Here is a 13,297-nt window from a genome sequence, read left to right as displayed (position 1 = left end):
GACAAACTATTTTGCTGACAAATAAATTGTCCGAATTGATATCCATCAAAAACCAGCAAACCCCCAAAGGGATCCACCAGACATCCGACGGGGTACTACTAATTAATCTCGTCGACTTTTGGCACACTGTTGAGTTCTCAAGGATCAGACGCTCACCGAAACCTTCGACCATGATCTGGTCTCAGCCTCGGGGCTGCTGGTCAAACATCTCATCTACTCGCAGTCCGTCTCCGGGCGCATACGCACCCGTGCCGTTGACTGCTTCGATGAGACCTGGCTGGAAGCCCCGAGCGACCGACCCGTAGGTGTCTTTCGCTCCGCCGTGCTGTCCAACAAGAAGAACGTTACGGGGGTGTTCCCCCCCCGTCAAATCGCGTTCATATGGCCCACATCACACGTTCAAGATTGGTTGAAATCTCGGTGAGCGCGGCTCAAGGTGGCACGGCGGACCCCCCGACTGATGGTATGCGTCCCGAGCCGTGTCACGAGGAGGCTAAGAAGCGACTGAGAGCGGAATCCTTGCGGGGGCCGTGCGTTGGAACGTGTACAAGCAGATACAGCGGGAGGCGCATCGTGAGCACCAGGATCGGCAACACCAACGTCGAGGGCAAGGACAGCGTGGGCATGTACCTCGCTGAGATCGCACGCACCCCCCTGCTCGACGCCGCGCAGGAAGTCGAGCTCAGCAAGACCGTCGAAGTAGGTCTGTTCGCCCAGCACCTCCTCGACGAAGGACGCGTAGGTCGCAAGAAGGGCGGCGCACCCAAGTGGGCCACTGAAGAAGAGCTCACCTGGCTCGTCGAAGAGGGCGAACGTGCCGTGCAGACATTTATCCAGGCCAACCTGCGACTCGTCGTCTCGATCGCCCGCGAGTACGGACGCTCCGCGATGCCGATGCTCGACCTGGTGCAGGAAGGCAACACCGGCCTGATCCGGGCCGTGGAGAAGTTCGGACTACGCCAAGGGCTTCAAGTTCTCGACCTATGCCACCTGGTGGGTACGTCAGGCCATCACCCGCGGCATCGCGCAGCAGGCTCGGGTCGTCCGCCTCCCCGTGCACGTCGTCGAGGAGCTCGACCAGGTCACGGCCGCACGCCGCAACCTCGAGCGCCAGCTGGGCTACGACCCCGAGCCGGCGGAGATCGCACTGGAGCTCGGGATGGACGTCGACCGGGTCATCGACCTGATGGCGTGGGGACGCGATCACGTCAGCCTCGACTCCCCCGTCGACGAAGACGGTGACACCTCACTGGGCGACCTGATCGCGCGCGAGACCCAGCCGGGTCCCGACCTCGCGATGCTGAGCCACGAGTCGCGTCACCTGATCGCCGAGCTGGTCGACCACCTCGGCGAGCGCGAGGCCGACATCGTCCGCGCTCGTTACGGGCTGCTCGACGGTCGCCAGCAGAAGCTCGCCGACATCGGCAAGCGTCACGGCATCTCAGCAGAACGCGTCCGCCAGCCGAGCGCGAGGCACTCGCGACACTGCGCCGGATCGCAGATCCGGACCTCGCTGCCTAGCCTGCCAGCGCGGAGGCCCTGACCAGGAGCTCGTCCCAGAGACCCCCGACGATGCGGATGAGCTGCCTCTGGAGAGCCGGTGTTGTCGATCACCAGATCGGCGGCACCGGTTCTTTGTGCGCGTGATGCCTGCGCCGCGATACGCGCCCGCGCATCGGCCTCTGTCATTCCTCTGACCGTCGTCAGCCTGTCGACCTGGACCTCGACGGGAAGGTCGACCACGACCACGACATCGCAGAAGGCGTCAGCTCCCATCTCGACCAGCAGCGGATTGTCGTGGACGACGATCGCGTCGGGTGCTGCTGCGGCTTCGCGCCTCTCACCGAGGCGCCGGATCGCCGGGTGGGTGATGGCGTTGAGGTCCGCCAGTGCGTCAGGGTCGGCGAACACGATGGCACCGAGGGCGGGACGGTCCAAGGTTCCGTCGCTGCCGACGAGGTGCTCGCCGAAACGTCGAGCGATGTCGAGCAGCGCCGGGCTTCCGGGCTCGACGATCTCGCGCGCCAGCTGGTCGTAGTCGATCACGACAGCTCCGCGTTCGGCGAGCAGTGCACTGACCGTGCTCTTGCCCGATCCGATTCCGCCTGTGAGGCCGACCTTCAGCATGCGGTCAATCTAGCGGGTGGCTGCAGCTGCCGTACGTCGTGACGTGGACGTGGTCCATGTGATTGGCCGTAGCGCCGCCTCGGCTGCTCATGCCGCGCCAGCTCGCCGAGGTCGCCGGACGCCAGATGCGCTGACGCCAGATGAGGTACTCGATGCCGAGCTCGGCTCGATTCTCTTGCAGGAACGCGGCGATCTCGTTGCCGAGATCGCTGGAGACGATGATGTCGAGCGAGTGACCGGTGGCGTGCTCACCGCGTCCTGCGACGCCGCCGTAGCTGACGATCGAGGGGAACTTGGCACACACAGCCCGGTGGACCTTGATCGTGTCGGGCAGCAGACCACTTTCGGGTCCCGAGCCAGAAGCGCAGGGCGAGGTTCCGAGCGGCATCTCCTTGGCCAGGCCGTCGGCCTTGACCCAGCGCGGCAGGCCCTTGTGCATGATCTGCGCCCAGTCGCCCTTGTTCTTGCCAGTGATGTCGACGGTGTCACCCGAGGCGACCTTGGCCAGCACGGGCGAGGACTTCTTGGCAGCCGCATGGATCTCGAGGGCGACCACGGCATAGCGCAGGCCCTCGATCTGCTCCTCGACGTCGGCGACGTTGGGCAACGGTGGCCGTTCGGCGCTGCGGCTGACCTTGGCTGGCACAGTGCCGGTCATGACGGAGGCGGAGGCGGCGAAGCGATCTTTGCTGACGGCGGCCGTGCGGTCACCAGCACCGGGGTCCTGCACGACGACTCCGGCGACGACTCCACCGAGTGCGAGCAGCCCGGCTGCAGGCAGGATGACCCTGGTCGGACGGGTGCGACGGGTGCGTGCTTTCGGTGCGGCGTGCTTGTGGCGTGAATCTGCCACGGATGACCACCTTGTGCATAGGCAAAATCTGGCTCAGCGTCCGAGTCAAGCATACTGTGACGACCAGATCACGCCGGGGCGTCATTTTCAGCGTATCGACGTGACCCAGATCTCATCATTTCAAGGATTTCACGGTGTCCACGATCTTGACGGCCGAGCAGAGCCACGACCAGCAGCAACGGTTCGCCGGCTCCCTCGCTGCACGTGGCATCGTTGCCGGTGACCGGGTCGTCCTCTCGCTGGCAGGCAGCACGCAGTACGTCAGCGCTGTGCTGGGTGCGACCCGGTCAGGAGTCGTCCCCGTCCCGCTCGACCCACGGCTGACACCGCATGAGCGTGACGCGATCATCGGCGACGTGTCGCCTGCCTTGGTGATCGATGACGACACCCAGCTGAGCGCCTTGCTCGCTGGTCCGGAGCACGCCCTGGCGCCCTTTCCACGATGCCGACCCATGCACTTCACCTCAGGCACCACGGGACGTCCCAAAGGGGTGTGGTCCGGGCTGCTGGACGAGTCCGACGCGCAGTCGCTGGCCCTGGAAGAACGTCGCTTGTGGAGCTTCGCCCCGACCGATCTGAACCTCATTGTCTCGCCGATCTACCACTCCGCTCCCCTGCGATTCGCGATGGGGACACTCCTGGCCGGAGGATCGGTCACCGCCCTGCCCTCCTTCGATCCCGCCGCGCTGGCCGCTGCCATCGACAGCCTGCGACCGACCACGATGTTCTGCGTGCCGGTGCACCTGCAGCGCCTGTTCGCCTGGCTCGACGAGACCGGGACGCAGCTCGACTCGTCGTCGCTCCGGCTCCTTGCCCACGCCGGTGCAGCCTGCCCGGAGCCTGTGCGGCGACGCACGCACGACACCTTTGGCATCGAGACGGTCTGGAGTTCTACGGATCTACAGAAGGCCAGTTCACGGCCTGTCCGGCTGCCGAGTGGGTCGAGCGTCCCGGGACGCTCGGCCGGGGCTCGGGACGGCCGAGTCATGACGGCGGACGACGACGGTCAGCTGTGGTGTGCGGTGCCGCCGTGGGCGCGGTTCACGTACTGGAACGCTCCGGAGAAGACCACTGCGGCGTGGAAGAGACCGCCGACGGCCCAGCCTTCACCGTCGGGGACCTCGGTCATCTCGAGGACGGACACGTCTACCTGAGCTCGCGCCGCGAGGACCTCATCATCAGCGGCGGCGTCAACGTCTATCCCGCCGAGGTCGAGGCTGCTCTGCAGGACGCCGAGGGGCTGCGCGACCTGGCCGTGTTCGGCCGCACCGACGCCCAGTGGGGCCAGCGTGTCTGTGCTGCCTATGTCGGCGACGTCGACGAAGCAGTCCTGCGTGCGCTGGCTGCTGAGCGACTGGCGCCGCCCAAGCGGCCCAAGACCTACCAACGTCATCAACTGCTCCCCGCACTGCGACCGGCAAGGTCCGCAGGACCGAGCTGCTCTAGCCCACGGCGTCGACGCAGGCGAACGTCTTGCGGTACTGCAGGGGCGTCGTGCCGCGTGCGGCCGAGAAGTGGTGCCGCAGTGCTGCCGCGCTGCCGAACCCGACGCGTACGGCGATCTGCTCGACCGAGAGCATCGAGTTCTCCAGCATCTCCTCGGCCAGTGCGAGCCGCTGGTTGGTGACCCATTGCAAGGGCGTCGTGCCGGTCTCGTCGCGGAAGCGCCGCGCAAAGGTGCGCGCCGACATGTGTGCCTCTCGTGCCATGCGCTCGACAGGCAGGGACTCGTCGAGCCGGTCGGAGGCCCAGGCGAGCAAGGGAGCCAACGTGTCGGCCTCGGTCTGCCCCATGGGCGTGCGCACGAACTGCGCCTGGCCGCCGTCGCGGTGTGGCGGGACGACGATGCGGCGCGCTGTCGTCGTGGCGACCTTCGAACCGAACTGTTGGCGCATGAGGTGCAGCGATGCGTCGATGCTGGCTGCCGAGCCGGCGCCGGTCACGATGTTGTCGGCCTGGACGTACAGCACGTCGGGACGCACGATCACCCGCGGATACCTCGCCGCCAGCTTGGCGCCGTAGCGCCAGTGCGTCGTGCACTCTCGACCGTCGAGAAGGCCGGCCTCGGCCAGCATGAACGTCCCGGAGCAGTGCGTGTAGACCATCGCGCCACGCTCGTAGGCCGATCTGGCGGCGTCGAGGACCATCGGGTCGAACACGTCGTACTCGCGCCGCGGCGAGAAGCACACCAGGTCGGCGTCGTCGATCGCGTCGAGCCCGAGGTCGACGTGCAGGTCGAACCCTGACGAGCCGCGCACCCGACCGGGGCGAGGCGTGCACACGCGGAAGTCGAAGACCGGATTGTCGTCATCGGGGTGGTACGGCTCGCCCCACACCTCGACGAGGGAACCCAGGCCGAAGGGTTCGGCCCCGTCCTGCACGACCACCGCGACAGTCTTCATCGGTTCATCATGACAGCCAGATGGCAGTAACTCAATGCCTTGTGGCCTTTCTGCCACTGGTGGCAGGATCTCGATAGGAGAAGAATTCAAGCCATGATGATTCTGCTGATCGCCGCGATCGGGCTCCTGATCACTGCCACCACGATCGTCCTCGCCCGGACGATCCTCCGCGACGGCTACGGCACCTTGCCCGCGCCTCGCAGCCACGTCGGCTACACCGACCACCGCCAGCTGCGGTGAACCCGCAGCACGACGACAGAACCCCCGGCCCACAAGGGACCGGGGGTTCTGTACGTCAAGACGATGCTTACGCGTCGCCGCCCGTGAGCTTCTCACGCAGCGCCTGCAGCGCCTCGTCGGAGGCCAGCGAGCCCTCGACCGGTGCGTCGGTGTCAGCTGCGGTGTCCGACGAGTAGTTGGACGCCTCAGCAGCCTCGATGCCAGCCTTCTCGGCCTCTTCGATCTGCTTCTTGTGGGCTTCCCAGCGCTCGTGCGCCTCGGCGTACTGCTTCTCCCACGTGGTGCGGGCTTCGTCGAAGCCTTCCTGCCACTCGCCGGTCTCGGGATCGAAACCTTCGGGTAGATGTAGTTGCCCTGCTCGTCGTACGACGACGTCATGCCGTACAGCGTCGGGTCGAAGTCGTCCGTGGCCGAAGCCTCGGTCTCGTTGGCCTGCTTGAGCGACAGCGAGATACGACGACGCTCGAGGTCGATGTCGATGATCTTGACCATGACCGAGTCGCCGATCTGGACGACCTGCTCGGGGATCTCGACGTGACGCTGGGCGAGCTCGGAGATGTGGACCAGGCCCTCGATGCCCTCTTCGACGCGAACGAACGCACCGAACGGAACGAGCTTGGTTGCCTTGCCCGGCACGATCTGACCGATCTGGTGCGTACGAGCGAAGTGCTGCCAGGGATCTTCCTGCGTGGCCTTGAGCGACAGCGAGACGCGCTCGCGGTCCATGTCGACGTCGAGAACCTCGACCGTGACCTCGTCGCCGACCTGAACGACTTCGTTCGGGTGGTCGATGTGCTTCCAGGACAGCTCGGAGACGTGGACGAGTCCGTCGACGCCGCCAAGATCGACGAAGGCGCCGAAGTTGACGATCGAGGAGATGACGCCCTTGCGGACCTGCCCCTTCTGGAGCTCGGTGAGGAAGTTCTGGCGAACGGCCGACTGAGTCTGCTCGAGCCAGGCACGGCGCGACAGGACCACGTTGTTGCGGTTCTTGTCGAGCTCGATGATCTTGGCTTCGATCTTCTGGCCGATGTAGGGATCGAGGTCGCGCACACGACGCATCTCGACCAGCGACGCCGGCAGGAAGCCGCGAAGACCGATGTCCATGATGAGGCCGCCCTTGACGACCTCGATGACGGTGCCCTCGACGACGCCGTCCTCGGCCTTGATCTTCTCGATGTCGCCCCAAGCGCGCTCGTACTGTGCGCGCTTCTTCGACAGGATCAGACGGCCTTCCTTGTCCTCCTTCTGGAGAACAAGTGCTTCGACGCTGTCACCGACGGAAACGACCTCGTTGGGGTCGACGTCGTGCTTGATGGACAGCTCGCGCGAGGGGATGACACCTTCGGTCTTGTAGCCGATGTCGAGGAGAACCTCGTCACGATCGACCTTGACGATGATGCCTTCGACGATGTCGCCGTCGTTGAAGTACTTGATGGTCAGATCGATGGCGGCGAGGAAGTCTGCCTCAGAGCCGATGTCATTGATCGCGACCTGGGGTGCCACGTGGGCGATACTGCTAGTCATATAGGAGTTGCTCCGATGGATGGGTGGAATTGTCGGGCACGCCAGACAGCCCTTTGATCATGAGAATGTCGGGGAGATTCGCCCGACATGACACGAGTGCGGGCCTGCTACGTCCGAGGTACGCACAGGCAGCCAGCGCAGCAACTATGCTACGCGACTCCCCGTGATGCGGTAGAGCGGGGTCACGCCGGAGCGAAGAAGGCCGAGAGAGCGCGCGCGTACGGATCGACGTCGGCCGCAGCCATGACTTCACGCGCCGAGTGCATCGCCAGCTGGGGCGCTCCGACGTCGACGGTCAGCATGCCGGTGCGAGCGGCGCTCAACGGGCCGATCGTCGAGCCGCACGGCAGGTCGGCTCGATGCTCGTAGCGCTGCAACGGGACACCGGCCTGCTCGCAGGCCCGCTCGAAGTGCGCAGTGCCGGTCGCGTCGGTGGCGTATCGGAGGTTGGGGTGCAGCTTCAGGACCGGGCCACCGCCCAGGACGATGTGGTGCAAGGGCTCGTGCCGGTCTGGATGATTCGGGTGGGTCGCGTGTGCCATGTCGCCGGATGCGCACACCGAGGCCGCGATGGCCCGGTGGTAGTCGTCGCGCGTGCCACCTGCGGCCAAGACGATGCGTTCGAGGACCGTCGCGAGCAGATCTGACTGCGCACCACGCTCGGACGTGCTGCCGACCTCTTCGTGATCGAACAGCGCCAGGACGGGGCGCGTGCCTGCCACCGGCGAAGCGTTGACCAGGGCTCGGGTGCCGGCGAAGCAGGTCACCTGGTTGTCGAGGCGCGGCGCGCTGACGAGCTCGCGGTGCGCGCCCGTGAGCGCGCTCGGGGCCGTGTCGTGGGTCATCAGCTCGAAGCCGAGGATGTCACCGGCCCGGACGCCGGCGCGATCGGCCACGAGGTCGAGGAAGGCGCCCGACGACGTCGACCAGATCGCGTTGAGGTGGCGCTGCGGATCTACGTCGAGCTTGCGCTCTGCCGACAGGTGGATCGCGAGCTGCGGGACCCTCAGCACCGGCTCGTCGACGTGGACCAGGACGTCGGTCCCGTCGCGCAGAGCCAGCCGCCCGGCGATGCCGAGATCGCGATCCAGCCAGGAGTTCAACCACGCCCCGCCGTACGGTTCGAGCGCGACGACGCCGAGGCCCTCGGGCGAGATGTCGTGATGCTGCTTGAGCCGCAGGTTGGGGCTGTCGGTGTGACCGCCGACGACACGGAAGGCATCGGCAGCAGCGGTGCTGGTCTCGCTCGACCAGGCGACCAGGGATCCACCGCGGACGACGTAGTACCGACCCGGCTCGGCCGGCCAGCTGGCGCGCTCGTCGACCCGCTCGTAGCCGACCGCCTCCAGCTCGGCCGCCACGGTGCGGCAGACGTGGAACGGCGTCGGGGAAGCGTCGATGAAGGCGCACAGCGCCTCAGCCGCAGCAATCGTCATGCGGCTCATCCTACGGACACGCCACTGGCGCCGCCCCTGGATGGGCGACGCCAGTGAGCGTGTCGAGAACTAGCGCGATCCGGCCAGCGCTGGATCGTCCTTGACGTCCTTGCGGTGCCCCTGCGATCCGCCGCTACCGCCACGACGGGTCAGCAGACCTGCACCGATCAGGAGGAGGCCCAGGACCAGGCCGCCGATCGGGATCCACGTCTTGATCAAGGTCAGCAGCTTGGCCTTGCCCTTGTAGTCGTCGACCGTCTGGGCGATGTTGGCGTCGGTGTAGCCGAGCGTCGCCTTGGTCGTCGTCAGCACGCGTTCGCCGTCGAGCTCCAAGAAGCTGTCCTGCGCCGTCTCGCCCTTGATCACGACACCTGTGACCGGCTCGACGTTGTAGTTGGTGACGCTGGAGTAGATGCGATCTGCCGTCACGGTGTCTTCGTCGGACCCGACCAGGTCACCGGGAACGTCGATCGTGCCGGTCTTGATCGGCTCGATCGTCTGGCGGTACTTGTACACCTTCAGGCCCTTGATCTTGCCCTCGCCGATGTACGTCGCCGGAGTCGCCTTGCGCAGCGTGCCGTCCCAGTACTGGTAGGTCTTCTTCTTGGAGTCGAAGGGGAACTTGAAGTACAGGCCCTCGAAGTCGCCCGGCTCGATCGTCTCGCCGTCTCCGGTGGACTGGGTGCCCTTCCAGGCGACCGCCTCACCGGTGTTGCGGTCGAACGCCACCGTGTCGTCGGTGGCCGACAGCGCCGTCTCGCCGCTGGAGAAGTCGAAGTCGGTCGTGTCGGTGGCGTCGTAGATGTTCCAGACCGCGATGTCCTTGTCGAGATCGTCGCTCGCCTGCTTGCTCGCCTCGATGTCGCCACGGACGACCTTGACGTTCTTGAGGGGCCCGTTGGCGATCTTCAGTCCGGCCGCGACGTCGAGATACTCAGCGTCCGCTCCCGGGGCCGTCTGAGAAATGCTCGTCGTGTCCTGGTTCAGTGGCACGACGGCCAGTCGGTCGTACATGTAGAACTTCGACAAAGCGGCCAGTGCCACCAAGAATGCGCCGAGGAACAGCGCAACTGTCCCCAATTTTCTTCCCACTGTGGGCTCCCCTCCAGGAATTAATTACTTGAAAGTAGCATCGCCGGGGCTCATTTGGCGTGCTACATCACATTGCAACGTTTGGGCGCGTTCGACACCGCTGCCTTGGTCCCTATCGGCCCCGGGGTGTGGCAGCATCAAACCCCGTGACATCCAACCCAACGCCCCAGGTGCGCAAGCGCGTCGTGGCCCGGCTCCGCGCTGTCCCCCTCACGCGGTGGGTGACAGGTGTTGCGATGCTGATGATCGTTGCCCAGCTGGTGCTGCGAGGCGTGTGGGTATCGCAGAGCTGGTTCTTGCTCGACGACTTCAGATTCCTTCAGGACATTGCGCTGGGCAAGGACGACTGGGAGTGGTACACCCGCATCCATCAGGGGCACTTCATGCCCTTGTCCTTCCTCCTGGTGAAGATCGCGAGCTTGTTCGGAGCGTTCAACTGGACCGCGGTTGCGATTCAGATCATGGTCTTGCAGGCGGCGGCAAGCTTGACCTTCTGGTGGATGCTGCGCACGATCTTCGGACGATCGTGGCGCGTGCTTCCGTTCCTCGCGTTCTACCTGTTCTCAGCACTGACGATGCCGTCGATCATGTGGTGGGCCGTCGCCATCAACCAGCTGCCTCATCAGATCGCCTTGTGCGGTGCGCTCGGCGCACACGTGCTCTACCTGCGATCTGGCAGCTGGCGACATGTCGCACTGACGACTCTCTTCCTATGCCTGGGATATGCCACCTACGCAAAGACGCTGCTCGTCCCCGTCCTCCTGGTGGTCATGACCCTTGCCTGGTTCGGCCGTGGGCACGGTGTCCAGCGCGCCTTGGCGAGCCTGCGCGACCACCTGGGTGCCTGGCTCGCCTACGGTGCCGTCACTGTGGTTTTCATCGCTGGATACGTCGCCGCTGCGCCCTCGACTTCGGCTTCATCCCTGTCAGCACTGCCACCTCTCACCGAGCGAACTGTGCTGGAAACTTTCGGCACGGCTCTCGTCGGGGGTCCGTGGCAGTGGCGTCTGTTCGGTCGTGGCCCGATCAGCTACACCAACACGTCAGACCTATTGATCGTGCTGGCCTGGCTATTGATCGTCGCCACCGTCGTCTGGCTTTGGGTAACCCGCGTCCGCACCTTGCGTGCACTGTGGCTCCCCGGCATATACATCGCCGCCTCGATCGCCCTGGTGTGGTCAGGTCGCGCATTTGCCTTGGGGCTGCTCGGAGGCAGACAGGTCGCACAGCACCTCCAGTACATCTCCGACGCAGCCCCCGTCATCGCTGTGGCAACGGGAGCCATGTTCTTGGCGATTCCCGGCGCCACCGGATCCTCTGAACCGCGCACCACGCCTCTGGTCACCGTCAGGCTTCCACATCTACTCGTCGGGGGGATCGCCCTTGCTGTGCTGATCGGCGGAATTTTCTCCTCGTCGGGATACGCCTCTCCATGGAGCAACGACTTCGTCGAACGTGCCTTCACCACAAACGCCATCAATCAGATACGTCAGGTCAAGCCTGTCCTGGCTGACGGAATCGTCCCCGAAGATGCCTTCAACCCAATTCTTGCTCCGGAGAACCGCATCGCCAACTACTTTGCGCCACTTGGAGACGAGCTCGACATCCGTGACGTCGGCACCGACCTGCAAGTGCTCAACATCCGCGGAGATATCGTCGCGGCGGATGTTGATGCTGGTCCCCGCACACGAGCCGACCCGACCAAGCCGTGCCCCATCCGGGTAGCAGACAAGGTCAAGACCATCAGGTTCGTCCCGGTCCTCAACGTCCCGCTCTGGATGGCGATCGACTACTCGGCTACCTTCTCAGGCGATGTCGTGCTCACGGTCGCCGGCGAGCAAAGATCGGTGCCTATCGAGCAAGGCGAGCACCGCCTGCTGGTCGCCACAAACGGTGCGTACGACCGGCTCCAGATCCGCCCCCTCGTCGAGCAAGCGATCTGTGTGAAGTCGGTGCGTATCGGCGTCCTCAAGAATCCGGACTCGCCATGAGCACCGCTCTGCAGCCCGACGGCAGCTCTCCGCGAGGGCGGCACCGAGCAACCCCCTGACCCGATCGCCTTGCTCGCGCGCAGGGCTGCGGGAACCGTGCGTCGGCGTTTGTCAGGCCCGCAACGCATCACGCTGATCGCCTTCGGCCTGATCCTTGGTCAGCTGGCTTTCCGCGCCTGGGCGACGGCTGGCAGCTCGTTCATGTGGGACGACTACATCTTCCTGTCCAACGTCGCATTGGGAGAAGATGATGTGGCCTGGCTGTTTCACAGCCACTTCAGCCTATTCATGCCGGTCTCGTTCCTGCTGGTCAAAATCGTCGGCGGTGCGGGCTTCTCATGGGGCCTCATCGCAACCCAGATGCTCGGGCTCCAGCTGGTGGCCAGCATCTCGTGCTGGTGGATGCTGCGTACGCTGTTCGGCGATCGCCGGCTGATCCTGGTTCCGTTGGTGTTCTACCTGGCCAGCCCACTAACGATGCCCTCCTCGGTGTGGTGGTCAGTGGCGATCAACCAGCTGCCGCACCACATCGCGATCTTTGGCGCCGTTGCCGCCCACGTGACCTACCTGCGGACTGGCCGTTGGCGCCATCTCGTCCTGGCCTGGACCTTCCTGGTCCTTGGGCTGGGCAGCTACATCAAGGCGCCCCTGATCGTTCTCATCCTGGCCGTCTTGACCCTCATGTGGTTCACAAGCGGCCGCTTGACGACGCGGCTACGTTCGCTGGTGGCATGGTGGCCCGCGTGGCTCCTGTACACCTGCACGCTCGTCGGCTACCTGCTCATTTGGCGGAGCCAGCAGACCGCCTCGGCCCCGCGTCAGTCGTGTGAGCTTCCCGAAGCGCTCAAGACCTCGATCCTCGAGAGTGTCGGCACCGGCATAGCCGGCGGGCCCTGGAACTGGAAGCTCTGGTCCGGCGGAATCGACCCGTTCATCGCCGCATCGCGGTGTGTCCCGCAGGTGTATCGGGGCGATCCGAACCTCGTCGTGGGCGGGGCGCCGCAATCGCTGCTGTCGCCGCCGTTGATCGGGATCGTCGTCGCGTGGATCCTGCTCGTGAGTCTTGCGACCTACCGTTGGAGCCGCCACCGCAACGCGCTCATGGCGTGGTGGTTCGTCGTACCGTATGTCGTGTTGTCCGCAGGTCTGATCTACATCGGTCGAGCCGGGACGTTCGGCAGTCAGGTGAGCGCACGCGAAATCCGCTACTTCTCAGACCTCGCTGCGATCGGTGCACTCGCGCTGGCAACAGCTCTCATGCCGGTGGCGGGGGCCAGAACGTTCGTGCAAGTCGAGAACGGCCATACCTTCTGGTACGTGTGCCCCGACGTGCTCTTGCGATCGTCTGCAGCCTCTATCTCGTCGGATCGTTGTGGTCCAGCATCGGCTATGTCTCGCCGTGGCACGAGACCCGCGATGCCACCCGTTTCCCCGAACGCGTCTTCGTCAAGGAAGTCATGACACAGGTCACCGAGGCCCGTGATCTGCCGGTGCAGATCGCCGACGTCCCATTGCCGATCGTGGTGGCGAACCCGGTCATCTATCCGTACAACCTCCCGTCGCGCAAGCTGGCACCGCTCGCCCAGAGCTGCAGGCTGTACGAGCCGGCACCGACCTGTCGATACTCGA

Annotated in this window: 8 protein-coding genes and 4 pseudogenes; 6 read left to right on the top strand and 6 right to left on the bottom strand. The window is 65.1% G+C overall.

All coding sequences use genetic code 11. The annotated features are described in order from the left end of the window. Positions 1–624: 624 nt before the first annotated feature. Positions 625–1,521: pseudogene (locus tag ACHMWU_RS04345) on the top strand (RNA polymerase sigma factor RpoD/SigA). A 117-nt stretch (positions 1,522–1,638) separates the two neighbouring features. Here ACHMWU_RS04345 and coaE read toward each other — a convergent pair. Beyond that, positions 1,639–2,127, bottom strand: a pseudogene (gene coaE / locus ACHMWU_RS04340) (dephospho-CoA kinase); the annotation flags it as partial. Between the two features lie 4 nt (positions 2,128–2,131). Next, positions 2,132–2,980 carry an SH3 domain-containing protein gene (locus ACHMWU_RS04335; protein WP_396041792.1) on the bottom strand — a complete coding sequence of 283 codons (849 nt, stop codon included), beginning with the start codon at positions 2,978–2,980 and terminating at the stop codon, positions 2,132–2,134. A gap of 134 nt (positions 2,981–3,114) precedes the next feature. On the opposite strand from ACHMWU_RS04335, the gene ACHMWU_RS04330 reads away from it, so the two are divergent. Both ACHMWU_RS04330 and ACHMWU_RS04325 read left to right on the top strand, forming a co-directional pair. Then, a complete protein-coding gene (locus ACHMWU_RS04330) occupies positions 3,115–4,134 on the top strand; it encodes a class I adenylate-forming enzyme family protein (protein WP_396041791.1) in 1,020 nt (339 codons plus the stop codon). Next, a pseudogene (locus tag ACHMWU_RS04325) lies at positions 4,059–4,325 on the top strand (AMP-dependent synthetase); the annotation flags it as partial. The gene ACHMWU_RS04330 and the pseudogene ACHMWU_RS04325, both read left to right, overlap by 76 nt. 97 nt (positions 4,326–4,422) lie before the next feature. Here the strand turns inward: ACHMWU_RS04325 and ACHMWU_RS04320 are convergent. Further along, the gene (locus ACHMWU_RS04320) at positions 4,423–5,382 is read right to left on the bottom strand and encodes a GlxA family transcriptional regulator (RefSeq protein ID WP_396041790.1); all 960 of its coding nucleotides are present in this window, start codon (positions 5,380–5,382) and stop codon (positions 4,423–4,425) included. A gap of 93 nt (positions 5,383–5,475) precedes the next feature. Here ACHMWU_RS04320 and ACHMWU_RS04315 point away from each other — a divergent pair, with 93 nt between their 5' ends. Further along, the gene (locus ACHMWU_RS04315; protein WP_396041789.1) at positions 5,476–5,622 is read left to right on the top strand and encodes a hypothetical protein; all 147 of its coding nucleotides are present in this window, start codon (positions 5,476–5,478) and stop codon (positions 5,620–5,622) included. A gap of 67 nt (positions 5,623–5,689) precedes the next feature. Here the strand turns inward: ACHMWU_RS04315 and rpsA are convergent. The 3 genes and pseudogenes from rpsA to ACHMWU_RS04300 all read right to left on the bottom strand — a co-directional run bounded on the left by rpsA (position 5,690) and on the right by ACHMWU_RS04300 (position 9,677). Beyond that, positions 5,690–7,149, bottom strand: a pseudogene (gene rpsA / locus ACHMWU_RS04310) (30S ribosomal protein S1). A 182-nt stretch (positions 7,150–7,331) separates the two neighbouring features. Beyond that, positions 7,332–8,585 carry a M18 family aminopeptidase gene (locus tag ACHMWU_RS04305; RefSeq protein ID WP_396041788.1) on the bottom strand — a complete coding sequence of 418 codons (1,254 nt, stop codon included), beginning with the start codon at positions 8,583–8,585 and terminating at the stop codon, positions 7,332–7,334. Positions 8,586–8,654: 69 nt separating this feature from the next. Next, positions 8,655–9,677: a DUF3068 domain-containing protein gene (locus tag ACHMWU_RS04300; protein WP_396041787.1), complete on the bottom strand. Its 1,023-nt coding sequence runs from the start codon at positions 9,675–9,677 to the stop codon at positions 8,655–8,657. 146 nt (positions 9,678–9,823) lie between these two features. Between ACHMWU_RS04300 and ACHMWU_RS04295 the strand changes: the two genes are divergently transcribed. Next, positions 9,824–11,668 (top strand): hypothetical protein, encoded by a 1,845-nt coding sequence (locus ACHMWU_RS04295; protein WP_396041786.1) that lies wholly within the window; start codon positions 9,824–9,826, stop codon positions 11,666–11,668. Between the two features lie 96 nt (positions 11,669–11,764). Further along, complete coding sequence (locus ACHMWU_RS04290; protein ID WP_396041785.1) at positions 11,765–13,129, top strand: hypothetical protein; 1,365 nt, start codon at positions 11,765–11,767, stop codon at positions 13,127–13,129. Positions 13,130–13,297 lie beyond the last annotated feature (168 nt).

The organism is Aeromicrobium sp. UC242_57 (assembly GCF_044452305.1).
In the GTDB taxonomy this organism is placed as follows: domain Bacteria; phylum Actinomycetota; class Actinomycetes; order Propionibacteriales; family Nocardioidaceae; genus Aeromicrobium.
This window is presented reverse-complemented; position numbering and strand designations above follow the sequence as displayed.

Coding starts and splice junctions, on each gene's coding strand:
- ACHMWU_RS04320 (WP_396041790.1), bottom strand. CDS start 5,382: ATGAAGACTGTCGCGGTGGTCGTGCAGGACGGGGCCGAACCCTTCGGC.
- ACHMWU_RS04315 (WP_396041789.1), top strand. CDS start 5,476: ATGATGATTCTGCTGATCGCCGCGATCGGGCTCCTGATCACTGCCACC.
- ACHMWU_RS04305 (WP_396041788.1), bottom strand. CDS start 8,585: ATGACGATTGCTGCGGCTGAGGCGCTGTGCGCCTTCATCGACGCTTCC.